This is a genomic window from Sphingobium amiense, assembly GCF_003967075.1.
Lineage (GTDB): Bacteria > Pseudomonadota > Alphaproteobacteria > Sphingomonadales > Sphingomonadaceae > Sphingobium > Sphingobium amiense.
On record NZ_AP018664.1, the window covers coordinates 2869594 to 2893918 of the forward strand.

Genomic DNA, 24325 nt, shown 5'->3' on the forward strand with positions numbered 1-24325 from the left:
CACTTTCGGAAGCTCTGGCGGAGAGGGTGGGATTCGAACCCACGGTACCCGTAAAGGCACACCGCATTTCGAGTGCGGCGCATTCGACCACTCTGCCACCTCTCCGCAGATGGGTCTCGCGCCGCAAAGCGGCTCGGTCCCGGTCGAGCGGCGGCCATTAGCGAATGAAATCGGTGTTGCCAAGCGGGCTGTCGGGTATTTTTCTTGTGTCCGCGCGGAACGCTCCTAAATTGAAGATATGAAAGACACCGCTCCGCTTTCCGCCGCCGCCCAGATTTTCGGTGCTGGCGTGATTGCTCCTCCGATCGTTCATGCCCGTTTCAGCATCGGCGATGTCCTCAAACACCGGATGTTCGGCTTTCGCGGCGTGGTGTTCGACATAGACCCGGTCTTCGCCAACAGCGAGGAATGGTATGAAGCGATCCCCGAAGCCGCCCGGCCCGACAAGCATCAGCCTTTCTACCACCTGCTCGCCGAAAATGGCGAATCCAGCTATGTGGCCTATGTCAGCCAGCAGAATCTGGTGGCGGACGACAGCGACGAACCGGTCGAGCATCCGGCGATCACCGACATGTTCGGACCCTATGCCGATGGCAAATACCGGCTGCGGCGGCTGCATAGCCATTAAGGCGCTCTGGGCCGGGCGCGCTGCCGGAGCGGCGGGCTGGGCGCTCATGCTCGCCATCCCGGCGCTCGCCCTCGCGCAGTCGCCGGAAAAGCCCAACGCCGATCCGAGCTTCCCCTTCTCCCGCGAGATCGACCTGTTCGCCAAGGCCAATGTGGCAGGACCGGTCACGCGCGATGCGGTCCTGTTCCTGGGCAGTTCGAGCATTCGCCTGTGGGATGTCGCCCATAGTTTCAGCGATCGCGGCACCGTCAATCGCGGCTTCGGCGGAGCGACGACGGCGCATGTGCTGCATTATTACAAGCGGCTGCTGCCCGCCGCCCCGCCCCGTGCCATCATCGTCTATGTCGGAGAGAATGATCTGGCGGCGGGCGCGACGCCCGAGGCGGTGACGCGGGACGTCCTGACATTGCTCAAACGGCTGCGGGCGGACTATCCGCGCGTCCCGCTCGCCTATCTCTCCCTGAAGCCCAGCCCGATCCGCTGGACGCTCCGCCCGCATATGGCGGCTGTCAATGCAGGTGTCGCGGCGCAGGCGGCGGCCATCAGATTCGACTATCTCGATGTGGGCAAGGCTCTGCTGGCTGCGGACGGTCTGCCCGATGCGTCGCTGTTCCGCCCGGACGGGCTGCACATGAACGAGCGGGGCTATGCCCGGTGGACGGCGCAGGTCGATGCATGGCTCGACGCGCTTACCGTGCCGGTCCGTGCGATAGCGGCCAACGCTCGCTGACACTTTACGATTGATCCACGGCCAAGCAACATTATTACAGACGTAAAGTAGGTGCGCTCAGGCGAGGGGATTTAGCGTGACAACTGACAAGGCCGCAGGCCCGGCAATGGCGGAATTGACGCTGCGCGGCGTCATTCTGGGCGGGCTTATCACACTCGTCTTCACGGCCGCCAATGTCTATCTAGGCCTCAAGATTGGGCTGACGTTCGCGACCTCTATCCCCGCCGCCGTCATTTCGATGGCAGTGCTGCGGCTGTTTTCCACCGGCACGATTCTGGAAAACAACATTGTCCAGACGATCGCTTCGGCCGCGGGCACGCTGTCCGCGATCATCTTCGTGCTTCCGGGCCTCGTCATCATCGGCTGGTGGCATGGCTTCCCCTACTGGCTGTCGGCCTGCACCATCGCGCTGGGCGGCATATTGGGGGTCATGTATTCGGTGCCACTGCGCCGCGCGCTCGTCACCGGATCGGATCTCCCCTATCCCGAGGGCGTCGCAGCCGCCGAAGTGCTGAAGGTCGGCGCGGGATCGCGCGAGGGGCTGGAGGAGAACAGGCGCGGGCTAGCCGCCATCGTCGCCAGCGCCGTGTCCGCAGCCGCCTTTTCCATCGTCGCCAAGACGAGGCTGATCGCCGAGGAAGCTGCAACCTTCTTCAAATTCGGCGCGGGCGCGACATCCGTATCTACCAGCTTCTCCATGGCGCTCATTGGCGTGGGCCATCTGGTCGGGCTGTCGGTGGGCGTTGCGATGTTCATCGGCCTGCTCATCAGTTGGGTCGGCCTCGTCCCCTACCTCACTGCCCCGTTGCCGGCAGGAGCCGACCTTGCAGAAATCGTCGGCACGACGTTCCGAATGAAGGCGCGTTTCATCGGCGCAGGCACCATCGGCATCGCCGCGATCTGGACCCTGCTCAAGATCCTCGGCCCCATCGTCAGCGGCATCCGCTCCGCGCTCGTCGCCAACGCCACGCGCAGGGCGGGGAACGCCGCCAGCCTCGACATTACGGAGCGAGACCTGCCCATCGGCATCGTCGGCGGCACCATCCTGCTGACGCTGGTGCCGATCGGCGTCCTCCTGTGGGTGTTCGCGCAGGGCGGCCCTATCGCCGCCAATCCCGTGCCGGTGATCGGCCTGACGCTGGCCTATGTGCTGGTCGCGGGCATCGTGATCGCATCGGTGTGCGGCTATATGGCGGGCCTCATCGGCGCGTCGAACAGCCCGATCTCGGGCGTCGGCATCCTTGCCGTGCTGGGCGCGTCGCTGATGCTCGCCGCGCTCTACGGATCGGGCGGCGACCCGACACAGACTCAGGCGCTGATCGCCTATGCGCTTTTCACCACCGCCATCGTGTTCGGCATCGCCACCATCTCCAACGACAATCTTCAGGATCTGAAGACCGGCCAGCTTGTCGGCGCGACGCCGTGGAAGCAGCAGATCGCGCTGGTGCTGGGCGTGATCTTCGGATCGCTGGTGATCCCGCCGGTGCTCGACCTGCTCAACAGCGCCTTTGGCTTTGCGGGCGCGAGCGGCGCGGGGGCGAACGCCCTGCCCGCGCCGCAGGCCGCGCTCATCTCCGCGCTCGCCAAGGGTGTGCTCGGCGGCGATCTCGACTGGGGTCTCATCGGTATCGGCGCGGGCATTGGTGTTGTGGTCATCGCCATCGACGAAATGCTGGGCCGCGCGGGCAAGCTGCGCCTGCCGCCGCTTGCCGTGGGCATGGGCATCTACCTGCCGATGGCGCTCACCCTGCTCATTCCGGTGGGGGCGCTGATCGGCCATCTCTACAATCGGTGGGCGCTGCGCCAGTCCAATCCCGAGTTCGCCGAGCGCATGGGCGTGCTGATGGCAACCGGCTTCATCGTGGGCGAAAGCCTGTTCGGCGTCGCCTTCGCCGGGATCGTCGCGGGGACGGACAGCGATACGCCGCTGGCGCTTGTGGGCGAAAATCACTGGGCCGTGCCGCTCGCGATCCTGATCTTCGGCGGGGTGATCGCTGCGCTCTATGCACGGTTGCGCCACTGGGCAGCCTCGCCCCTGTCCTAAAGGGAAGAGGCAAGAGCAGGCGATTTATGCGTTTCTTGCCTTCCACCCCGGCAGCGACAAGGAGCTGATATGCGTAAAGATCAGGACCGTGCCGCCCCCGGCGATCATATCGGGATAGAGGACGAGGTGCATCTGTCCTACTGGACCGGGCGGCTGGGCGTTTCGCGCGAGGAACTGGAGGAGGCGGTCGATGCCGTGGGCGATGCGCCCGAAGCGGTCGCCGCCTATCTCGGCGTCGCGCTCGACTGACCGCTCTATCGGCGGACGCAAAAGGGGCGGCTGGACCATGGTCCGCCGCCCCTTCCCAACAATCGATAACGTCGCCGTCAGAAGTTGAAACGGATACCGCCCGTATAGCGGCGGCCGAACCGCTCCCACTCGATCGTCTGATTGCTCGTATCGGCGGCGGCGACACCGCTGGCGCGCAGCAGGCTGCCCGGATCGGAGAAGCGGCGGCCCGGATTGTTGAGCAGGTTCGAGGCGTCGAAATAAATCTCGAAATTCTTCGTGACCGCATAGCGCGCCGAAAAATCGAGTTCGTCGTCCGAGGCCCAGTAAGTGTCGCCACCATCGGTCAGGGTGCCCACCGTATCGAGCCACTTGCTGCGGTTCTGATACTGGAGGCGGACCGACAGGCCATATTTCTCATAATAGCCGCCGATATTATAGACGAAGTCGGACGTGCCCGGCAGGCGCATCCTGCGTCCGTCGATATCGACCTTGCTGTCGTTCAGCGTCACATTGGCCGACACGCCGAAGCCGCCGAGGAAATCGGGAAGGCCCAGATCCTGCGTCCAGGGTTCGAGCTGAAGCTGCGCGGCGGCTTCCATGCCGAAGAGGCGGCCGGTGCCGCCGTTCACGATGCCGCTGAACTGGTAGCCGGAGCGGTCGATATTGTTGCTGTTGAGCGCAGGCGAGTTGTAGATGCGCCGCGCGGTGTAGAGCACATCTTCGATCTTCTTGTAGAAAGCGCCGACCATCAGATAGCCCTGCGGACGGACATACCATTCGAAATAGGCGTCCACGCCATAGGCGCGCTCTGGCCGGACCGCAGGATTGCCGCCCGAGATGGTCTCATTGGTGTCGTTGATGACGACATTGGGACGAAGCTGGTCATAGTCAGCCCGCGCCGCGCCGCTGTTGAAGGACAGGCGCAGCTTCTTGGTATCGTCCAGATTATAGTTGATGTGCATGCTGGGGAAAGCGAGCGTCTGGTCCGCTTTCGCGACGATCAGTTGCGACGCGGTGCCAACGGTTCCGATGGCGCGCCCCTCATTCTTGATATGCTCGACCCGGACGCCGCCGACGACGGTGCCCCAGTCGTAACGGAAGGTGCCCACCAGGTAGCCCGCGAACACTTCCTCGCGGACGTTGTAATTGTTGCCGGTGTTTGGCGTGAAGGAGAATGCCTTGCGCGCGGCGGCCGACGCAGCACGCATCTTGTCCTGATCGAAATAGCGGAAGGTGTAGCCCATCGGAATTTCGCCGAGGAATTTCTGGTCGAGTGAGAACTGGGCATAATCCTGCGGCAGGATCGTGGCCGCCTGCGCGGCGTTCAGGGAAATCTGGTTTTCGTCGGCAATCTTGTTGCGGCGGTCATACTGGAAACCGGCCTTCAGCGTCGCATTGTCCAGCTCGCGCGCCAGCACGACGCGGCCGGTATAGGCCTTCGTCGTATCCACAGCGTCCAGCACGGTGAAGCCGGTCGGCGTCTTGGCAAAGCTGTCCACCGCCGTCACCTGATCGCCCGCCGTGTAGCGCGTGGCCGCACCCGTGCCGGTCTGGATCGTGCGGAACAGCGTCAGGCGCGAAAAATTGGGATCGGTGAAATCATAGGCGACGGTCGGCCGCAGGTTCCGGGCCGAAGGGCTTTCCCAGCTTACCTCGCCCACGACCGAACGGTCGTCCTTCGATTCGGTGTAGTTACCCGTCCAGCTCAGTTTCCAGCCGTCCGCCAGTTCGTGACTGCCCTCCAGCGTATTGGTGAACACCGACTGTTTGTAAGCGCGCAGGGTCGAACGCTGGCGGATGTCGATGCCGTAGATCGTGCCCTTCTGCGGCGTGTTGCCCGCACAGATGTCGGCATAGCCCGATGTGGTGTTGGCCGTGCTCGCGCCGCAGGCGGCGGTGTTGGCGACCAGATCATTTTCCCGGTCGTCGAGGTCGAAGCGGTAATTGTCGCGCGCCTCGTCGTCGGTGAAGATCGTGTAGATCGAACGGGCGGAAATGGTCGTGCGGTCGTCGGGCTTCCAGTCGACGCGGCCCGACACCGACCAGTTCTTGCGGGTCAGGCGATAGAGCTTGTTCTCGGTCTCGTGCACCCAGAAGCGGGTGGCGTTGCCGGGACGCGCATCGCGCGACACGCGCTCATAGTCGTTCTCGAAATTGTCGGTGACCATGTTGCGTTCGTAATAGCTGCCCGACAGCAGCACGCCGATCTCGCCAATGCCCGTGTCGAAGCGGTTCGACAGGACCAGATTGCCTTCATATTCCTTGCGGTCGCCCAGTTCGGCAAAGCCAAGGCCGCCCTTCCCCGCGATGTGGAAGCCCGCATAGTCGAAGGCCGAGCGGGTCACGACATTGACGTTGCCCGCGACGGTTTCGCCCGGCATGTCCGGCGTCACCGCCTTCGACACGATGATCTTGCCCGCGATGGCGGACGGGATCGAATCGAAACGGGCGTCGCGCCCCTCGGGGCTGACGACGTTGATGCCGTCGAAGGACAGGGTGGTCCAGGTCTTGGGCGCGCCGCGCAGGTTGATGTAGCGAGCCTGACCCTGATCGCGCTCGACGCTGATGCCCGGCAGGCGGCTGGCGGCCTGCGCGATATTCTGGTCCGGCAGGCGGCCGACCGAATCCGATGCTGCGACCGTCACCAGCGAGTCCGAATTCTTCTGGATTTCGAGTGCGGCGGCCTCCGACTCCGCAATCGGGCGGGTGCCGGTGACAACGATTGCTTCGGCTTCCGCTTCGGCGGGCGCCTGCGCGAACGCGGCGACAGGCGTCGCGGCGGAGGCGAGCAGGCAAAGAATGAGAGCGCGGCGCATCGGCCGCTGGCGCGTCGAAATCATGATGGTCCCCTGTGTGTGATCGTGCCTTGTCCGGCGCGGTCGGGGCGGCTCTTAAGGTTCGCAGCTTACGGTTGAGCGTCGATCCGGAGACATTTCAGTGACAGACGGGCGCCGCCTTGCGACAATATTGTCATGCAGGCGTCACGCCCCTGTCACCGTTGCGCGCCAGCAGTGCCGCGCACACAGGGCAGGGACCGTCACCGATGAAGATAATATATAGCGCCGCGTTTGCGGCCAGCGCTCTGGCGCTTGCTGGCTGCGCTGCCAGTGAAACCGAAGTGCCGGTAGCGGTGCGCATTGCCAACGCCGCTCCGGCAGCGTCAGTGACCGCGCGCGGCGAAACGACGCCGGTGGGCACGCCCAATGCCGATGCTGCCGACGATCCCGCGATCTGGCGCAACGCGGCCGACCCCGCGCAAAGCCTGATCGTGGGCACCGACAAGAAAGCGGGCCTCTATGTCTATGGACTTGACGGGAAGACCCGCGACTTTCTGGACGCGGGCCGGGTCAATAATGTCGACCTGAAGGAGGGCGTTACCATTGACGGCACGGCGGGTATCCTCGTCGCGGCATCCGACCGCAACGACATCGCCCGTGCAAAGGTCGCGCTTTTCAGGCTCGATCCCGCCACCGCGAAGCTGACCGCGCTCGGCAAAGTCGATGGGGGCAGCGGCGAAGCCTATGGCATCTGCCTTGGCCGGGACGAGGCGGGACTGTCCGCCTTCATCGTGCTCAAGGACGGCACCGTAAATCAGGTGCTGGTCGACGCATCCGGCGCAACTCCCAGCGGCCGGATCGTCCGCACGATGAAGCTGGGCACGCAGTCGGAAGGCTGCGCGGTCGATGACCGCACGCACATCCTCTATGTCGCGGAGGAGGATGTCGGCCTCTGGCGGTTCGATGCGCGCGCGACCGGACCGACCAGCCCGACAAAGATCGCGGCAGCGGACGGCAGGCACCTCGTCATGGACGCGGAAGGAGTCGCCATCGCGCCCATCGGCGAAAAGGACGGCTATGTCGTCGTGTCGAGCCAGGGCGACAACGCCTATGTCCTCTACCGCCTGTCCGATGACAGCTATGTCGGCCGTTTCCGCATCGTGGCTGGCGTCATTGGCGGGGCGGAGGAAACGGACGGCATTGAACTGATGCTGGGCGACTTCGGCCCCGGCTATCCCGGCGGCATCTTCATTGCGCAGGACGGCCACAACGCCGCGGCGGCGCAGAATTTCAAGCTGGTCGCCTGGGACGACATCGTGAAGGCGCTCGGCCTCCAGTGAAAAAGGGCGGTGGATCGCTCCACCGCCCTCCCATTCCTTACCGCCTGCCCGCGAACCATGAAGCGAGCGGAGCCTTGAGGCGGCCGCGCGTCTCGATCCGCGTCCTGATCGCGGCAATCGACCGGTCGATGACCTTGCGCGATTCGGGCGTCAGATACCGCGTGGCATAGGCGTCGAGCTTCGTCACCATCGCCGGATCGGCCGATCCGCCACCCAGACGGCCCAGCGCCTGACTGCGCGCCGATACGTCGATCAGCGCTTCATATTGCTGGCGGTGCGCCAGCACGAAGTCGACCGCCTGCATCGGATGCTCATAACCCACGGCGCTGATGATCGCGGCGCTGGTGGTCTTGCCCGGCTCATCGGTCAGCGCGAGGGTGAGCGCCTGAGCCGACAGCTTCTCGTCGCGGGCGCTGCCCAGCAGCGCGTAGGTGCTGCTCTTTTCCAGATCGCTCTTCGCGCCCTTCGCCATCGCGCGCAGCCTGTCCCAGGTCGCCTGATCGGCATTTTTGGCGATGATCGCCAACCACGTCTCGCGCAGCGGCCCGTCGAGCGCCTGCGGGTTGGTGGATAGAGCGGCGAAGCGGCGGTTGGCTTCGGCCACCACCGCCCTGTCGCCCATATCGCCCAGCGTCGAAACCAGCGCCTGACGCAGCACGGGAACCTGCGGCCCCTCGCCCGCCTTCGCGTCATAGCCGATGGAAGACAGCAACGGCGTCAGCTTGCGCGAGCTGTAAGCGACCACGCGGCCCTGCGCCGCCTTGTCGCTTTCCAGCATGGAATAGGCGCTGGACAGATAACCGGGCACTTCGGCCAGCACGGCAGGCGTCGCGCTGGCGGGCACCGCATCCACCAGATCCATCGCAAGGCCGATGGGCTGATAGCCGCCCAGCCCCAGCGCGAAATTGTCGGCGAGGAGGCCGGTCTGGTCGATACTGGCAAGCTTCGTAAAGTCCTTCGCCAGCGCCTTTACATTGGCCTGCGGGTAGAGCGAGCGATAATAGCCCGTCTGACCCGCATTGACGACATAGGCACCGCAGCCCGGCAGCGTGATCTGGCCATTGCCCTGCAGGATCAGGCGCTGCGCTTCGCCGCCCAGCGTCTGCGCCTTCACCGGCACATTCCACCTGAGCGGGGTCTTGCCCTTCTGGTCCCGGCTGAACTCGCTCTGGCTCAGCGTCAGGACCGTCTGGCCGCCCCGGCACTGCGCACTCTCCACCTTCACCAGCGGAATGCCCGGCTGGCTGGTGAAATCATGCGCGATGCTGACAAGCCCCTTGGCACCCGCGCCCTCTACCGCCTTCCACAGATCGTCGGTCACGGTATTGCCGTAGGCGTGGGCCTTCATATAGGCCTGAATACCTGACTTCCACGCATCCTCGCCGGCATAGCCTTCCAGCATGGTGATGACAGCTTCACCCTTCTGATAGGTAATGGCGTCGAACGCCTGATTGACCTGATCCACGGTCGTGATCTTCTGCACGACCGGGTGCGTGGTCGCGAGCGCATCCAAGCTCATCGCCGCCTCCCGCCCGTCGACGCGGGTCAGCAGCATTTCCCATTCGGGTTGCAGCCTGTCCGTCACCTTGGTCGCCATCCAGCTCGCAAAGCCTTCGTTCAGCCACAGGTCGTCCCACCACGCCATCGTAACGAGGTCGCCGAACCACTGGTGCGCCATTTCATGTGCGACGGTTTCGTAGATGCGGCGCTTGGTCGCTTCCGAAGTGAAGCGCGGATCGACCAGCAGCGCGCGTTCGAAGGTAAAGATCGCGCCCCAGTTTTCCATCGCGCTGAAGAACTGGCTCTGGCCCGGCCCGGCGACATTGTCGAGCTTGGGCAGCGGATAGGGCACACCGAAATAGTCGTTATAGTACGGCAGGATCGCGGCTGACGCGTCGAGCGCAAGCTGTGCCTTGCCGGTATTGCCCTTGCCGGTAATGACGCCGACTTCGGTGCTGCCCGCCATCTTGGTCGCGCGATCGAGTTCGCCAAGGCCGAAGAAGAGCAGGTAGGACGACATTTTCGGCGACGTGCCGAACGTCACGCGGGTCTTGCCGCCGCCAAGGTTGGTCGAGCTTTTGACCGGCATGTTACCCACCGCCATCAGTCCGGTGGGGACCACCGCCGACAGATCGAACGTCGCCTTGTAGCTCGGCTCGTCGAAGCTGGGCACGAAACGGCGCGCATCGGGCGCTTCGAACTGGGTGAAGAGCGCGCGCTTCGCCTGCCCCGCATTATCGGTATAATCGAGCGCGAAGAGGCCGTTCGCCTGCTGGTTGATGACGCCCGCATAGGCGATGGCGAGCTTGTATCTGCCGGGCGCGAGCGGCGTGCCGAAGTCGAAGGTCACAGTCTGCGCTTCCGCATCGACCTTTGCAGTGCCTTTCATGGCCTGACCGCTCGCGGGCGTCAGCGTCACGTCGCCGAAAATCAGGTCCGCTGCATTCAGCACGAGCGTCGGCAAGCTCTGGCTCACGGTCACGTCGATGACGGTCTTGCCCGTGAAATTGAGGTTCGCCGCGTCGGGCGTCACCTCGATCGCATAATGGCTGGGCGCGGCGCCGCGCGGAAGCTGGGTGGTGATGCCGGCGGCAGGGCCGGAGGGCGCTGCGCCCTGCGCGAGGGCGGGAACGGCCATGGCCAGCGGGGCTGCTGCGACAAGCAGCGGCAGGATCTTGGTGAGGGACATAGGTTCGACAGACTCCGACACGTCTTGAAGAGGCGCGAGAGAGACTATCGCGCGCCCGATGAACGCGCGATCAACCGTTTCGTCGCATCGGTCAAGCGACGGCATGTCGTTGGTCGAACCATCCTGTGCATTCGTCAAACAATAGGGCGGGAAGGCGGTTGATCAGCCCCGGCCGCGATAGCCCGGCACGTCCTGCGGCGGCAGCCACAGGCCAGCGGGCGGTTCACCCGACTGCCAGAACACGTCGATGGGAATGCCGCCGCGCGGATACCAGTAGCCGCCGATGCGCAGCCAGACCGGGTTCATTTCCGCAAACAGGCGCTCGCCGATGCCCACGGTGCAATCCTCGTGGAAGGCGGCATGATTGCGGAATGCGCCGAGGAAGAGCTTCAGCGATTTCGATTCGACGATGGTCTCGCCGGGCGCATAGTCGATCACCAGATGGGCAAAGTCGGGCTGGCCGGTCACAGGGCAGAGCGAGGTGAACTCGGGCGCGGTGAAGCGGACGAGATAGGGTTTGCCGGGGCGGGGATTGGGCACATAGTCGAGCACTGCCGCTTCCGGGGACGCGGGAAGCGCGCTGGTCTGGCCCAGATGGAGGGGAGGCTTGGAAAGGTCGGTCATGGGCGGCCATCTACGCCATCGCACGGTCAATGTCATGTATCCGCTTCGTTCACTTGCGGTTCAGCGCATCTTGTGCCTTGGCTGGACCGTCATGGGGTCGCTCATTCGTCCGTTGTTGATCGCAGCGCCGCTGCTGCTGGCCGCGCCCGCCCTCGCGCAACAGGGGGAGCAGACCGCGCCCGTTTTCTCCCTGCCGCCCGCCGGATCGGCATCGCCGCCGGATAGCAACCGGCAGGGACCGGAAATCAACATCTACCGCGATCCTCCGGCGCAGAACGCTGCGCCGCCGACCGTCACCCCCACGGTCGTCCCGCCTCCGGTCGCGGTTCAGCCCGCACCAGCGTCCCCCAGGCCCAAGGCGCAGCGCGAACGCCCCGCACCGCCACCGGCGGAGGGGACGCCCGAGCGCACCGCAGCCCCCGATCCCGCGCGGCAGCCCGCAGCCGAAAGCCTCCCGCCCCCGCCGGTGGCTGCGACGCCCGATCCGGCCTCGGCACCGGAGGCCGACGATGCCCTCGCCGGTCGCGAAGCAGCGGCGGCACAAGGCGAAGCCAGCCCGCTTCCTTGGGTCGTCGGCCTGTTGATCGCAGGAGCGGCGGGGATCGCTGTCTTCATGCTGGCGCGGCGTCGGCGCGCGCCTGTCGCGCTGGTCGCGGAACCGGTGATCGAGGCACCGATAGAGACAGCCAGAACCCCTCCCGCGCCCCGCCCGCCCCGGCCCGCTCCGCCGCCACCCGAACCGGTTGCGCCAGATCCTGCCCGTCCGTGGATCGGCATGGACCTGAGCATCACGCAGGCGCGCTTCTCGCTCATGGGCGTCACCATCGCCTACAGCCTGCACCTCACCAACAATGGGGCAGCCACGGCGCAGGATATGCTGGTGCGCGGCGTCATCGGCAACGCCGGTGCGCAGCAGGATGCGCTGCTTCAGGGCTTTCTTGCGGGGCAGGTCGGCCTGCCGCTGCACAGCGTGGTCGGCATCGCGCCCGGTGAGACGCTGACGCTGACAGGCGAGTTGCGGCTCGGTTCCGCTCAGATCGAGCCGGTAACGGTGGGCGAACGCAGCCTGCTGGTCCCGCTTGCCGCCTTCGATTCTGCCTATGGATGGGAAGCAGGACAAGGCCGCACCGTCCGCGCCTTCGTGATCGGGCAGGAGCAGGAGCCGCCCGCCGACCGGCTCGCGCCGCTGCGGCTCGATCGGGGACCGCGCCAGTATCGCCGCCCCGCCGCCCGCGCCGCCGCCGAACTGACCCCGACCTGACAACGCGCAGCGGCCTTTGCCAGTCGGGTCGCCGGGCGTTAAGGCAGGTCCGATCCTTCGCTTTTTCCTTGGGGACGCCATGACCATTTTCGTCACCACCGCCCAGCTTGCCGGGGAACTGGGGCAGGCCGGCCTCATCATCCTCGACGCCACGCTGTTCCTGCCCGGATCAGGGCGGGATGCCCGCGCGGAGTTTGAGGCGGCGCACATAGCTGGCGCGGCCTTTCTCGACCTCGACACGCTCGCCGACCCGGACGATCCCGCGCCGCACATGCTGCCGAGCGACAGCATGATGACGCAGCGGATGCAGGCGTTGGGCGTGCATGGCGACAGCCGCATCGTCGTCTACGACAACAGCCCGATCCGCAGCGCGGCGCGGGCCTGGTGGATGATCCGCGCCTATGGCATCGGCGCATCGCTCGCGATCCTCGACGGCGGCCTCGCCAATTGGCAGGCGGAAGGACGCCCTGTGGAAAGCGGCGCGCAGGCATCCGCATCCGGCACGGCCATCGCGAAGCTGGACCGCGCGCAGGTGCGGTCCAAGGCGGATATACTCGCCAATCTGGAAAGCGGCGCGGCGCAGGTGCTGGATGCGCGGGGAGCGGGCCGCTTCACCGGCGCGGAGGCGGAACCGCGCCCCGGCATGGCATCGGGCCATATCCCCGGTTCCCGCAACCTGCCCTATTCCGCGCTCTTCGCCGCCGATGGCAGCATGAAGTCGGGTGCAGACCTTCGCGCGCTTTATGAGCAGGCCGGGATCGACCTGGACCGTCCGATCGTCACCACCTGCGGCAGCGGCGTCACCGCCGCCATCCTCCTCGCGGGACTGGAGCATCTCGGCAAGGGCGACGTGGCGCTTTATGACGGAAGCTGGTCCGAATGGGGCGCGGATAAAGAGACACCGAAGGCGACAGGTGAAGCGTGAGTGACGAGGACAAGCGCAGACCGCTGACGAAGCTGGCGCAGGCGGGGCGCAAGCCTGAGTGGACGGGGATGCCGGGCCAGCCGGGCGCCATCGTTAGCCCGCCGGTGTGGCGCGCCTCCACCATTCTCTACGACGATGTCGCGCATCTGCGGAAGGCCGCGGGCAGCAGCACGCATGAGCGGCTCTTCTACGGGCGCAAGGGGACGCCGACCGCTTGGTCCCTCGCCGACGCGCTGACGGAGATGGAGCCGGGCGCGGAAGGGACGATGCTCTTTCCCTCGGGGGTGGCGGCAATCGCCTGCGCGTTGATGGCGGTGCTGAAGCCCGGCGACCGGCTGCTGATGGCCGACAGCGCCTATGATCCGACCCGCAACTTCTGCGAGCAGACCCTACGTGGTTTCGGTATCGAAACGATCTATTATGACCCGCAAGCTGTCTCACTCGATGTCTACTTAAAGGACGGTCCGGTCCGCGCGCTGTTCCTCGAAAGCCCCGGCAGCCTGACTTTCGAGGTGCAGGATATTCCCGCCCTCACCGGCTGGGCAAAGGCGAACGGGATCGTCACGCTGATGGACAATACATGGGCGACGCCGCTCTATTTCCCGGCGCTGACCCATGGCGTCGATATTTCGATCCTCGCCTGCACCAAATATATCGTCGGCCATTCCGACGTGATGATGGGCAGCGCCACCGCAACCGCGCAGTGGTTCGGCAGGTTGCGGCAGACCGCCTATCTCTTCGGCCAGATGGTCAGTCCCGACGACGCATGGCTCGCCGCGCGGGGCCTGCGGACGCTGGGCGTGCGGCTGGCGCAGCATCGGGACAGCGCGCTGGCCGTCGCCCGCTGGCTGAAGGACCAGCCGGGCGTCGCGCGGGTGCTGCACCCCGCCCTGCCCGACTGTCCCGGCCATGCGCTGTGGCAGCGGGATTTCAGCGGATCGACGGGGCTGTTCGGCATCGTGCTGGAGGGCGGCGACGAAGCGGCGCGCGCCGCTCTGATCGACGGCCTCCAGCATTTCGGCGTCGGCTATAGCTGGGGCGGGTTCGAGAGTCTGGCTCTCCCCGTCGATCCGGCCCGCTATCGCAGCGCGACGCGGTGGGAAGCGGAAGGGCCGGTGGTGCGCCTGCACATCGGCCTTGAAGATCCGACCGACCTCATCGCCGATCTCGATGCGGGCCTCACCCGGTTCCGGGCATTGCGCGATGGGGGTCGCGCATAGCGGCCGGGTGGACTATATGGGGACCATGCCGCCCGTCGCCCTGCTGCTGATTTTCTTCGCCACGCTCGCCGCGATGGAAGGCTTCGCCTATGTCATGCACCGCTGGGTGATGCACGGGCCGGGCTGGTTCCTGCACGCCAGCCATCACCGCCCCCGCAAGGGCAACTGGGAAGCGAACGACCTTTATTTCGTGATCTTCGCCCTCCCCTCCATCCTGCTGTTGCTGGGCGGAGTGCAATGGGGCTGGGGCGGATGGGCGACGGCCATGGGCGCGGGCATTGCGGGCTATGGTGCGATCTATCTCGGCTTCCACGACATCATCGTGCACCAGCGCATCCGCAACCGCTATGTCGCGCGCTCGCGCTACATGAAGCGGATCGTGCAGGCCCATCGGCTTCATCATGCGGTCGAGACGAAGGAAGGAACGGTCAGCTTCGGCTTCCTCGTCGCGCCGCACCCCACGGACCTGAAGCGGCAACTGGCCGAGAATGGCCGCGCGGGCGTGCGCGCCGCCAGGGGCGCGAACAGCGTCGCCGCCGACGGCTGAACGCCATTGGATTTGACCGGGCGCGCCCTACATCGGCGTGACCCACCCGAAAGGCGCATCTCCATGTCCGCGACCCGCACCGAAACCGACAGCATCGGCGCCATCGAAGTTCCCGCCGACGCCTATTGGGGCGCACAGACCCAGCGCAGCATCGAGAATTTCCCCTTCGGCGCGAGCGAGCGCATGCCCATCGGCATCGTCCATGCGCTGGCCATCGTGAAGCAGGCGGCTGCGCGGGTGAACCGCCGCCACGGCCTCGACGCGACGCTGGCGGACGCCATCGAAGCCGCTGCCGCCGAAGTGATCGCGGGCAAGCATGATGACCAGTTTCCGCTCGTCATCTGGCAGACGGGCAGCGGCACCCAGTCCAACATGAACGTGAACGAAGCGATCGCGGGCCGCGCCAACGAGATGCTGACGGGAACTCGCGGGGGCAAGTCGCCGGTGCACCCCAACGATCATGTGAATGCAGGCCAGTCTTCCAACGACAGTTTCCCGACCGCCATGCACATCGCCGGCGCGCTGGCCGCGCGCGATCATCTGCTGCCTGCACTCGAACGGCTGGAGGCGGCGCTGTTGACGAAGGCGCAGGCATGGGGCCATATCGTCAAGATCGGACGCACCCATCTGCAGGACGCGACACCGCTGACGCTGGGGCAGGAATTTTCCGGCTATCATGCGCAGATCCGCCTCGCCCGGACGCGCACGCAGCCGCTGGTCGAGCATGGCCTGTCCCGCTTGGCGCAGGGCGGGACGGCGGTCGGCACCGGCCTCAATGCACCCGAAGGGTTCGCCGAAGATGTGGCGGCGGAGATCGCCGCGATCACCGGCTTCCCCTTCGTCACGGCGCCCAACAAGTTCGAGGCGCTCGCCAGCCATGACACGCTGGTCGATTTTTCCGGCCGTCTCAACAGCATCGCGGTGGCGCTCACCAAGATCGCCAACGACATCCGCCTGCTGGGCAGCGGGCCGCGTTCGGGGCTGGGGGAACTGGACCTTCCCGCCAATGAACCGGGCAGCTCGATCATGCCGGGCAAGGTCAACCCGACCCAGTGCGAGATGCTGACCATGGTGGCGGCGCAGGTGATCGGCAATCATCAGGCGGTGACGGTCGGCGGCATGCAGGGGCATATGGAGCTGAACGTTTTCAAGCCGCTGATCGGTGCGGCGGTGCTGCGGTCCATTCACCTGCTGAGCGTCGGCATGGACAGTTTCGTCGAACGCTGCATCGACGGGCTGGAGGCGAACGAGGCGCGAATCGCGGAGCTGGTCGACCGGTCGCTGATGCTGGTGACGGCGCTGGCGCCCGAGATCGGCTATGACAATGCCGCCGCCATCGCCAAACATGCACATAAAAAGGGGCTGACCCTGCGCGAAGCGGGGCTGGAACTGGGGCTGGTGGACGAAGCGACCTTCGACCGGCTGGTGCGGCCGGAAAATATGGTATGACCGTGGCGGAACCCCCAGCCTGCCGAACCATTGAGGTGGTATGAAGAAGAAAAGCCTGACGCCCTCCGCTCCGCTGGTCACGGTCCGCCCGCCCCGCAAGCGCAGCATCCTGCGCAAGGCGGCTCAGCTTGGCGCAACGGTGATCGCCGCGCGCGTCGCCGCATCGACGGGCAAGAAGGGCATCGTCGGCCTTGTCGCGGGCGCAGGGGCCAAGCGGCTCATCATGCGCTATCCGGCGGGCGCGCTGTTCGTCGGCGGCGCTTATCTCGCGGGCCGCCTTTTCGAAACCAGGCGAGAGGCGGAACGGCGCAAGACCCAGAAGCTGCTCACCGACCAGAGCGATCCGGCCAGCGCGAACCAGCCGATTCCGATCCGCAGCGCCCGGAGAACGGGCGAAGCCTAAAGCGCGGCCTGCCAGTCGCGGACAGCGTCGACCGGCCATGTCAGCATCAGGATATTGAGCGTCAGATTGTCGCGGATGACCGCGAGCGCGAGCAGTTCCAGAAAGATCGCGGTGCCAACAGTCAGCCATGTCGGCGCACGGGCGGCGAACAGAAAGCCGACCGTCATCATGCCGATGTCGCTCATCGAGTTGAGGATCGTATCGCCCGAATAGCCGAGCGCGATGGTGGCGGTGCGATAGCGGTCGATGATGAGCGGGGAATTTTCCAGCAGTTCCCATGCGGCCTCCACCGCGACCGCCGCCGCCAGCCTGACACCCACGGGATGTCGCCGCAGCAGCAGGAAGGCTGCTCCGTAGAACAGGAAGCCGTGGATGATGTGGCTGAGGCTGTACCAGTCGGCAATATGCTGGCTGTTGCCGCTGTCGAGCGCGCCATGCCACAGCTCGATCCGGCCACAGGTGCAGATGGGCGGGCGGTGCATGAGGAACAGCAGCGCGCAGGCCGCCGCTGCGATAGCGGCCGCCAGCAGATAGCCGCGCCGGTTCCTCCGTCTGTTGCTCCTGCTCATCGTGGCTCCCCCCTCTTGCAAAAATCCGTCCTTGGCGGCACTAGCGGCCATGGCCGACAGCATCCAGAACCAGACGCCCGACTTCAAGCGCCGGGGCGTGCTCTTTGTCCTTTCCTCGCCCTCGGGCGCGGGCAAGTCCACTATCGCGCGCAAATTGCTGGCGGCCGAGCCGGACCTGTCCATGTCGGTGTCCGCCACCACGCGGCCGATGCGCCCCGGTGAGGTGGACGGCAAGGATTATCGCTTCGTCGATCTGGAAGAGTTCCGTCGCATGGCGAACGAGCATGAGTTTCTGGAATGGGCGCATGTTTTCGGACAGCGTTACGGCACGCCCCGCGCGCCTGTGGAAGCGATGCTGAAGTCGGGCAAGGACGTGCTGTTCGACATCGACTGGCAGGGGGCGCAGCAGTTGCACCAGATCGCGGGCGGGGACGTGGTGCGCATCTTCATCCTGCCGCCGTCGATGGAGGAGCTGGAACGGCGCCTGCGCGGACGCGCGACCGACAGCAACGAAGTCATCGAAGGCCGCATGGAGCGCGCGGCGGGCGAAATCGCGCACTGGGACGGCTATGACTATGTGCTTTGCAATGTCGATGCCGACGATTGCTTCGCGCGGGTGCAGACCATCCTCCACGCCGAACGCATGAAGCGCAGCCGGCAGACCGGCCTTATCGGCTTCATCCGCAAGCTGAGCCGCTACCACCAGGACGACTGATCGGCGGTCAGCCTTCGAACCCGGCGGGATCGCCCCAGTCGGGGTGAGTCCACGCCATTGCGCGGAACAGCGTGCCCATCTGATCCGGATCGGTCAGGCGGCGAACGGCGGCCTCTACTTCGGCGGCGCGCTCCGGCGCGGTGCGGGCCAGTTGTTCGGCGCGCGCCTCTATCCCCAGTTGCCGCAGAAATTCACCCTGCCCCACCGTGCCATAGACGCGCAGCCCGGCCTGGAGCGCCATGTTCTTCAGCACCGTGAAATCGACATGGGCGGTCAGGTCCACCTCCCCCGGATCGGCAAAGGGGTCCGCGAACCCGTGGTCCCTCACCGCCTGCACCGTGTCGCCGAAAGCCGGACCTTCATAGCCATAGTCGACGATGATCGCCGCCCCGCCCTGCCGCGCAATGCGGTTGGCGAGTGCGAAGGCGACGCTGGCGCCCGCGAGCGGCGTTTCGATGATCGCGCCATCCTCCGCCTGCGCGGCAATGGGCGGCAGGCCCGATTCGATGCGGCGATAGCCCGCAACGGGAATGAAGCGCCCGTCCTCCGCACGTGGCACCACAACGCGCTCGCGCCATTCATCGCCAACGCGGATCGACTGGCGCACGGGCAGGGCGTCGAAAAACTCGTTCGCGACGACCAGCAGCGGACCATGATCGGGCAGGCTCTCGACCGTGTCATGATGGATCGCGGTGGGCAGCATGGCGCTCTGGCGGCCGCGCAGGACGGGGCTGGTTTCCACCAGATGCATGCGCGGCGCGAAGGCGGCGCGCTCCATCGACCGCGCCGCGTCGGACGCCAGCGTCCCGCGTCCCGGCCCCAGTTCGACATAATAGGCGTCGGGCCGACGCCCCGACCGCATCCAGACATCCGCGAGCGCAAGGCCGATCAGTTCGCCGAACATCTGGCTGATTTCCGGCGCGGTCGTGAAATCGCCGTCCGCGCCCAGCGGATCGCGCGTGGCGTAATAATGCTGGTTTGCTTCGCCCATATAATAAGCGACGGAAATCGGCCCGCCCGCCTCGATCTGGCGCGCGAGCCGCTGCCAGAGCGGCTCAGCCAACACTGGCGCTGCCCGCGACCGGCTCGACCCGCTGGCGTCGGCCCCTGGCGGTGGCGATAAGGAACAGGCCGCCCGCAATCATCGGCAGACAGAGCCACTGGCCCATATGAAGGCCGGTGCGCGCGGCGAACTCCATCAACTGCGCGTCCGCTTCCCGGAAATATTCGACCGCAAAGCGGAAGCAGCCATAGCCGAGGAGGAATATGCCGACGAGCTTGCCCGGTTCGTAGCGCGCTTTGGTCCGCCAGAAGGCGTAGGCGAGGATGAGGAAGAGCAGGACGCCTTCCAGCGCGGCTTCATAAAGCTGGCTCGGGTGACGCGGGAAGGGTCCGCCGGTCGGGAAGATGATGGCCCATGGCACATCCGTTTCCTTCCCCCACAATTCGCCGTTCACAAAATTGGCGAGGCGGCCGAAGAACAGGCCGAAGGGCACGACGCAGGCGACATAGTCGTGGATGCGCAGCCAGTTCAGCTTTTCCTTCCACCCCATATACAGGATGCCGAGCGACACGCCGACCGCACCGCCGTGGAAGGACATGCCGCCGTTCCAGAGCTTGAAGATGTCGAGCGGATGCGCGAGGATTTCGGGCTGGTAGAAGATGACATAAGCCAGCCGCCCGCCGATGATGATGCCGAGCGTCGCGTAGAAGATCATGTCGTCGGCATGGCGGCGCGCCATCGGCGAACCGGGCTGGGCCACCAGTTTCAGCAGATACCAGTAGCCGATGAGGATTCCCGCCAGATAGGCGAGGCTATACCATTTGATAGTGAAGAAGCCGAGGTTCAGGGCGACGGGGTCCAGCCCCAGATCGTCGAAGCGGATGGCGCCCGAAGCGGCGGCGGCAAGGTCCAGGATCAAATTCTGATGTCCCATCGGGGTGAAGCCCAAGGGGCATAGAACAAGCTGCCGCCAAGATGAAGAGGGCGCGCCAGATTGTCGCCGACTATCCCGCGCTCTGCGTCATCGCCTCCACGGTCGGGCGGTTGGACGCGTCGATCGTGCCGTCCGCCATCATCGCCTTGCCCATCGCCAGCGCTTCCTCCAGCATCCCCTCCTCGGTCGAGGTCTGGCCTGCGCCGATCAGCGCAGAAAGAAGCAGATTCTTCGCCACATTGTCCGCGGGTGCGTCAGCCACCGCCTTGCGGGACAGGGCCAGCGCCTCCGCATAATAGGGCCGCGCGCCCGACCGATCCTGCACGCCCAGCTTCAGATTGCCGATCTGCACGAGGATGCCGGCGAGAATGGCGCGGCTGGCCGCGTCCTCCGGCTTCGCCGCGACGATGGTGCGCCAGTGCGGCAGCGATTCCTCGTAAAGCGGGATCACCTTGTCCATCTGGCCCAGCACGCCATAGGCGGCGGCGTCGGCATAGAGGGCGTTGGCGAGGAAATTCACATTGTCGATCTTGGACGGGTCCGCTTCCACCGCCGTGCGGATCGCGGGCAGCGCCGCGTCATATCTGGCGACTGCGCCCTGATTGTCGCCCTTCTGCTGCGCCGCCTGCGCGGCGGAGAAGTCGGTAAGGGCCTTGTTGAAAGCGACAATTTCGGCGGAGGTCAGTTCGCGCGCGGCGGGGGGCGCTTCCGGGGCGGCAGCCTCCGGCGCGGGCGCGACTCCGGGTGGCGCGGCGGGCGGCGCGTCCTGCGCGAAAGCGGGCGCAGCAGCCAGAACCAGCAGCGCGGGCACAATCGACCTGGTCAACCTGTGAGCCAAGGGGCTTCTCCTCATGTCGTCGGGAACGGGCCGCGTCCTGCGCGCCCCTTTTGCCGCATAATGCATGAAGAAGCGGGCAGGTTCCTAGTCGTTTCGGTTGCGACACAGCGCGCAAAAGGCAGCGGCTGTCGCGAAGTCCGCGTAGCGGCGGGCGGAACGGGCAGTCGCCTCGGCATCCTCGCCCCACTGTTCCACCTGCCACGCCTCGTCGATCTCTGCGGCGCGCCAGATGCTTTCAGGGTTGTGCCCTCCCTCGACGATGGCGAGGCCACAGACGAGCGAGCCGCTGATCGTCACCAGAGTCGACAGCCCCGCCATGGTGAAGGGATCGAGCGTCAGCACCGCCGCCGCGAGACGCGAAAGGGTCTCCTCGGGTTGCGGCACGGGGATGATGCCCTGCGTTACCGCAAAGGCGACATCGTAGCGCGCCCGCGCCCATTCGAGCAGCGGATTCCATGCCGCCTCCTGCCGCGCGACCAGCGCATCGGGACCATCCGCGCGATAGCAGAGCAGGTCGCTCTGCGCGTAGCGGGCGATGGTGGCGGCAAAGGCGGCGGGATCGGTCGCGACATGGTCTATCGCCGCATTGGCGAGACCGGTCATCGCCATCGAGGCGGGATCGACGGTGTCGCCCTGCCCGCGCCACTCATCGGCGACAGCCTCCGCCAGCGCGGGCGTCGGCAGCACCAGCAGCGCGCGGGCGGGCGTGCGGACCGGGCGGGCGTCGAGCGCGATGGACCAGCCGCCCTCTGCTTTCGTGAGGGCCACCTCCTTGTAGAAGCGCTTCATTCCGGCGGCCTCTTTCGGAACAGGGCGGCGAGCAGGCGCGGCACGATGACGAACTGGAACAGGCCGGTCAGCACCATGATCGTGCCGAACGCCTTGGCCTTCGTCCCCTGCACCCATGAGAAACGCTGCGCGATGGCGAGGAAGCCGAACATCACGATGAACGCGCCCGAGAGGCGGAACAGCGATATGGCGAAATGGCGCTGGCGCGCAACCCGGTCGGGATCGACCGGCGGCGAGGGAGGAAGATCGCTCATGCCGCGCCGATATGCGCATGCAACTGTGCGCTGTCCATCGCTACGGCCTGCGCGCCCGCTTCCACCAGTTCCGTAGGCGCGTGATAGCCCCAGCCGACGCCGATGGCGCGCGTGCCCGCCGCCAGCGCCATGGCGATGTCGAAGCTGGTGTCCCCGATCATCACCGTCGTTTCGGGTGAGGCGCCCGCGTCCGCCATGGCGGCCAGCAGCATGGAGGGATGCGGCTTCGACGGATGCCGGTCGGCGGTCTGGAGCGTCACGAAATGATGCGCGATGTCATGATGGGCGAGGCAGAGCGCAAGACCGCGATCCGACTTTCCCGTCGCAACGCCCAGCATCCAGCCCTCGTCGTCCAGCGCCACGATAAGATCGGCGATGCCGGGATAGAGCGGCTCCTGCACCCCCTCCGCCTTCCGCATCGCCTGAAAGGCGAGCTTGTAGCGATCAGCGAGATGATGGTGATAATCGTCCTCCGCGTCGGGCAGCAGCCGCGCTATGGCGTGCGGCAGCGACAGGCCGACGACCGAAAGGATCGCCAGTCGGTCGGGCGGCGGCAGATTCGCCTCCTCGAACGTGCGTGTCATTGCCGTGCAGATGCCATGCTGGCTGTCGACCAGCGTGCCGTCGCAGTCGAAAACGACAAGGCGGTTCGTCATGCCTTGCGCGCACCACCCCGCGCGCGGCGTTCGCCCTTGCGGCCCTTGCGGATCTGCTTGGCGTGCTGGCGCGCGACCTTCTTCTCATCCTCGCGCGTGGGTGTGCGGTCGATCTCGTCGTCGAGCGGCATGTCGCCCAGCGCCAGATCGAAGCCGAGGTCGGTGAGGCTGTTGGCGAAATGCGGGGGCAATTGCGCCGTCACGTCGACGCGCCCGCCGTCGGGATGATCGACGCGGATACGGCGGGCGTGGAGGTGCATCTTGCGGCTGATCGTGCCGCTCAGGAATGCGTCCTTCCCGCCATATTTACCGTCGCCCACGATGGGATGGCCGATGGCAGCCATGTGAACGCGGAGCTGATGGGTGCGGCCGGTATAGGGTTGAAGCTCGACCCAGGCCGCGCGGTTCCCGGCACGCTCGATCACGCGGTAGCGCGACCGGGCGGGCAGCCCTTCCTCCTGATCGACATGCATTTTTTCGCCGCCGGTGCCGGGCTGCTTGGCGATGGGCAGTTCGACCATGCCGTCCTCGATGCTCGGCACGCCCATCACCAGCGCCCAGTAGACCTTCCGGGCGGTGCGGCTGGAAAAGCTTTTGGCGAAATGGGCGGCGGCGCGGCTGGTGCGCGCGAGCAGCAGCGCGCCGGACGTGTCCTTGTCGAGCCGGTGGACCAGCTTCGGGCGGCTGTCGAGATCGTAGAGCAGCGCGTCGAGCAGCTTGTCGACATGCTCGTCGGTCTTCGTCCCGCCCTGCGTCGCGAGGCCGGGCGGCTTGTTAATGACGATGGCCTGCGCGTCGCGATGGATCACCATCTCCTGCGCATAGGCGATCTCTTCGGGCGTCAGGTCGATGACGCGGACGCGCTTTGGCTTTTCGGCCGCTTCCGGCTTCTGCTCGGCGGGAGGGACGCGGATGGTCTGCCCTTCGGCGATGCGGTCGCCCGGCGCGGCGCGCGCGCCGTCGACGCGCAACTGGCCGGTGCGCGACCAGCGCGAAACGAGGTTGAAGCCGACATCGGGCAGATGCCGCTGAAACCAGCGGTCGAGCCGGATGCCGTCATCGTCCGCGCCGACGCGAAACTGGCGCACGTCGAGCGATACGCCCCTGGCAGGGTTCGGCTTTGCCGGAGCGGCCTTGGGCGGAGCAGCCTTGACCGCAGCAGGCTTGGCGGCGGATTTGGTGGCGGCAGGCGCGCGGGGCTTGAAGGCAGGCTTGCCATCCTTGCGCGGGCCTGCGGGCTTGCGGCCCGGCGCGCCCTTGCGCGGCGCGCTGCCTCTGGCGGGCGGGCGGCCCTTCATGCCGCGACGCTCCGCATGACGGTGAGGCCCAGTGCCAGCGCGACGACCGCGCCGATCACCGAAGCGAGCGCATAGGCGAGCGCCAGCGTCGCCTGCCCGCGCTCGATCATCAGTATCGTTTCAAGGCTGAAGGCCGAAAAGGTCGTAAATCCGCCCAGAAGACCGACGCCCAGCAGCAGGCGCATCGGCTCGCCCGCGCCTGCTCCACCCCGCGCCAGCCATCCGGCAAGCAAGCCCATGGCGAAGCCGCCGATCAGATTGGCGGCGAAGGTGCCCCAGGGCCACGCCACGCCCGGCGCGATCTGCCCGGCGAAGCGCCCGAGCTGATAGCGCAGCGCGGCCCCCACGGCCCCGCCGCCCATCACGAGAAACAAATTGGTCATGGAAGCAGCCCCTATCGC

24 protein-coding genes and 1 tRNA gene are annotated in these 24325 nt (G+C 66.2%); 12 read left to right on the forward strand and 13 right to left on the reverse strand.

What is annotated here, in order from left to right; all coding sequences use genetic code 11:
• Positions 1-15 precede the first annotated feature (15 nt).
• Positions 16-105, reverse strand: a tRNA-Ser gene (locus SAMIE_RS13900).
• Positions 106-238: 133 nt separating this feature from the next.
• On the opposite strand from SAMIE_RS13900, the gene hspQ reads away from it, so the two are divergent.
• From hspQ to SAMIE_RS13920, 4 genes are all read left to right on the forward strand, one after another.
• Positions 239-628, forward strand: coding sequence for a heat shock protein HspQ (gene hspQ / locus SAMIE_RS13905; RefSeq protein WP_066703002.1), 390 nt, complete (start codon positions 239-241; stop codon positions 626-628).
• Complete coding sequence (locus tag SAMIE_RS13910) at positions 585-1358, forward strand: GDSL-type esterase/lipase family protein (RefSeq protein ID WP_066702999.1); 774 nt, start codon at positions 585-587, stop codon at positions 1356-1358. The genes hspQ and SAMIE_RS13910 overlap by 44 nt, the downstream gene beginning before the upstream one ends.
• 106 nt (positions 1359-1464) lie before the next feature.
• The gene (locus tag SAMIE_RS13915) at positions 1465-3402 is read left to right on the forward strand and encodes an OPT family oligopeptide transporter (RefSeq protein WP_126516932.1); all 1938 of its coding nucleotides are present in this window, start codon (positions 1465-1467) and stop codon (positions 3400-3402) included.
• Between the two features lie 69 nt (positions 3403-3471).
• Complete coding sequence (locus SAMIE_RS13920; RefSeq protein ID WP_066702991.1) at positions 3472-3651, forward strand: DUF3606 domain-containing protein; 180 nt, start codon at positions 3472-3474, stop codon at positions 3649-3651.
• Between the two features lie 77 nt (positions 3652-3728).
• On the opposite strand, the gene SAMIE_RS13925 is transcribed toward SAMIE_RS13920, so the two are convergent.
• On the reverse strand, positions 3729-6473 hold the full coding sequence (locus SAMIE_RS13925; protein ID WP_066702988.1) for a TonB-dependent receptor: 2745 nt from the start codon (positions 6471-6473) through the stop codon (positions 3729-3731).
• 203 nt (positions 6474-6676) lie between these two features.
• Between SAMIE_RS13925 and SAMIE_RS13930 the strand changes: the two genes are divergently transcribed.
• A complete protein-coding gene (locus tag SAMIE_RS13930; RefSeq protein WP_066702986.1) occupies positions 6677-7750 on the forward strand; it encodes a phytase in 1074 nt (357 codons plus the stop codon).
• Positions 7751-7787: 37 nt separating this feature from the next.
• On the opposite strand, the gene SAMIE_RS13935 is transcribed toward SAMIE_RS13930, so the two are convergent.
• Positions 7788-10439 (reverse strand): M1 family metallopeptidase, encoded by a 2652-nt coding sequence (locus SAMIE_RS13935; RefSeq protein ID WP_066703025.1) that lies wholly within the window; start codon positions 10437-10439, stop codon positions 7788-7790.
• Positions 10440-10601: 162 nt separating this feature from the next.
• A complete protein-coding gene (queF, locus tag SAMIE_RS13940) occupies positions 10602-11063 on the reverse strand; it encodes a preQ(1) synthase (protein ID WP_066702984.1) in 462 nt (153 codons plus the stop codon).
• Here queF and SAMIE_RS13945 point away from each other — a divergent pair.
• From SAMIE_RS13945 to SAMIE_RS13970, 6 genes are all read left to right on the forward strand, one after another.
• Positions 11062-12324, forward strand: a complete 1263-nt coding sequence (locus SAMIE_RS13945; RefSeq protein WP_232037257.1) for a hypothetical protein — start codon at positions 11062-11064, stop codon at positions 12322-12324. The genes queF and SAMIE_RS13945 overlap by 2 nt on opposite strands.
• 79 nt (positions 12325-12403) lie before the next feature.
• On the forward strand, positions 12404-13249 hold the full coding sequence (gene sseA / locus SAMIE_RS13950) for a 3-mercaptopyruvate sulfurtransferase (RefSeq protein WP_066702982.1): 846 nt from the start codon (positions 12404-12406) through the stop codon (positions 13247-13249).
• Positions 13246-14469 (forward strand): cystathionine beta-lyase, encoded by a 1224-nt coding sequence (metC, locus tag SAMIE_RS13955; protein WP_066702979.1) that lies wholly within the window; start codon positions 13246-13248, stop codon positions 14467-14469. Before sseA ends, metC begins: the two co-directional genes overlap by 4 nt.
• A 25-nt stretch (positions 14470-14494) precedes the next feature.
• Entirely contained in the window at positions 14495-15016 is a 522-nt protein-coding gene (locus SAMIE_RS13960; protein ID WP_408641264.1) for a sterol desaturase family protein, read from the forward strand.
• A 63-nt stretch (positions 15017-15079) separates the two neighbouring features.
• The gene (fumC, locus tag SAMIE_RS13965) at positions 15080-16465 is read left to right on the forward strand and encodes a class II fumarate hydratase (protein ID WP_066702976.1); all 1386 of its coding nucleotides are present in this window, start codon (positions 15080-15082) and stop codon (positions 16463-16465) included.
• A gap of 40 nt (positions 16466-16505) precedes the next feature.
• Positions 16506-16868 (forward strand): hypothetical protein, encoded by a 363-nt coding sequence (locus tag SAMIE_RS13970; protein WP_066702974.1) that lies wholly within the window; start codon positions 16506-16508, stop codon positions 16866-16868.
• Here the strand turns inward: SAMIE_RS13970 and SAMIE_RS13975 are convergent.
• Positions 16865-17437, reverse strand: a complete 573-nt coding sequence (locus SAMIE_RS13975) for a DUF2585 family protein (RefSeq protein ID WP_066702972.1) — start codon at positions 17435-17437, stop codon at positions 16865-16867. The genes SAMIE_RS13970 and SAMIE_RS13975 overlap by 4 nt on opposite strands.
• Before the next feature lie 49 nt (positions 17438-17486).
• On the opposite strand from SAMIE_RS13975, the gene gmk reads away from it, so the two are divergent.
• A complete protein-coding gene (gene gmk / locus SAMIE_RS13980; protein WP_066702969.1) occupies positions 17487-18152 on the forward strand; it encodes a guanylate kinase in 666 nt (221 codons plus the stop codon).
• A gap of 7 nt (positions 18153-18159) precedes the next feature.
• On the opposite strand, the gene SAMIE_RS13985 is transcribed toward gmk, so the two are convergent.
• The 8 genes from SAMIE_RS13985 to crcB all read right to left on the reverse strand — a co-directional run bounded on the left by SAMIE_RS13985 (position 18160) and on the right by crcB (position 24307).
• Positions 18160-19218: a class I SAM-dependent methyltransferase gene (locus SAMIE_RS13985; protein WP_066702966.1), complete on the reverse strand. Its 1059-nt coding sequence runs from the start codon at positions 19216-19218 to the stop codon at positions 18160-18162.
• On the reverse strand, positions 19208-20089 hold the full coding sequence (lgt, locus tag SAMIE_RS13990) for a prolipoprotein diacylglyceryl transferase (protein WP_174522253.1): 882 nt from the start codon (positions 20087-20089) through the stop codon (positions 19208-19210). Before lgt ends, SAMIE_RS13985 begins: the two co-directional genes overlap by 11 nt.
• A 70-nt stretch (positions 20090-20159) precedes the next feature.
• On the reverse strand, positions 20160-20915 hold the full coding sequence (locus SAMIE_RS13995) for a tetratricopeptide repeat protein (RefSeq protein WP_066702963.1): 756 nt from the start codon (positions 20913-20915) through the stop codon (positions 20160-20162).
• A 96-nt stretch (positions 20916-21011) separates the two neighbouring features.
• Positions 21012-21716: an ATP12 family chaperone protein gene (locus SAMIE_RS14000; RefSeq protein WP_066702954.1), complete on the reverse strand. Its 705-nt coding sequence runs from the start codon at positions 21714-21716 to the stop codon at positions 21012-21014.
• On the reverse strand, positions 21713-21970 hold the full coding sequence (locus tag SAMIE_RS14005) for a hypothetical protein (protein ID WP_066702952.1): 258 nt from the start codon (positions 21968-21970) through the stop codon (positions 21713-21715). The genes SAMIE_RS14000 and SAMIE_RS14005 overlap by 4 nt, the downstream gene beginning before the upstream one ends.
• Entirely contained in the window at positions 21967-22626 is a 660-nt protein-coding gene (locus SAMIE_RS14010; RefSeq protein WP_066702950.1) for an HAD-IA family hydrolase, read from the reverse strand. Before SAMIE_RS14010 ends, SAMIE_RS14005 begins: the two co-directional genes overlap by 4 nt.
• Positions 22623-23924 carry an RluA family pseudouridine synthase gene (locus SAMIE_RS14015; protein ID WP_066702948.1) on the reverse strand — a complete coding sequence of 434 codons (1302 nt, stop codon included), beginning with the start codon at positions 23922-23924 and terminating at the stop codon, positions 22623-22625. Before SAMIE_RS14015 ends, SAMIE_RS14010 begins: the two co-directional genes overlap by 4 nt.
• Complete coding sequence (crcB, locus tag SAMIE_RS14020; RefSeq protein WP_066702940.1) at positions 23921-24307, reverse strand: fluoride efflux transporter CrcB; 387 nt, start codon at positions 24305-24307, stop codon at positions 23921-23923. The genes SAMIE_RS14015 and crcB overlap by 4 nt, the downstream gene beginning before the upstream one ends.
• Positions 24308-24325 lie beyond the last annotated feature (18 nt).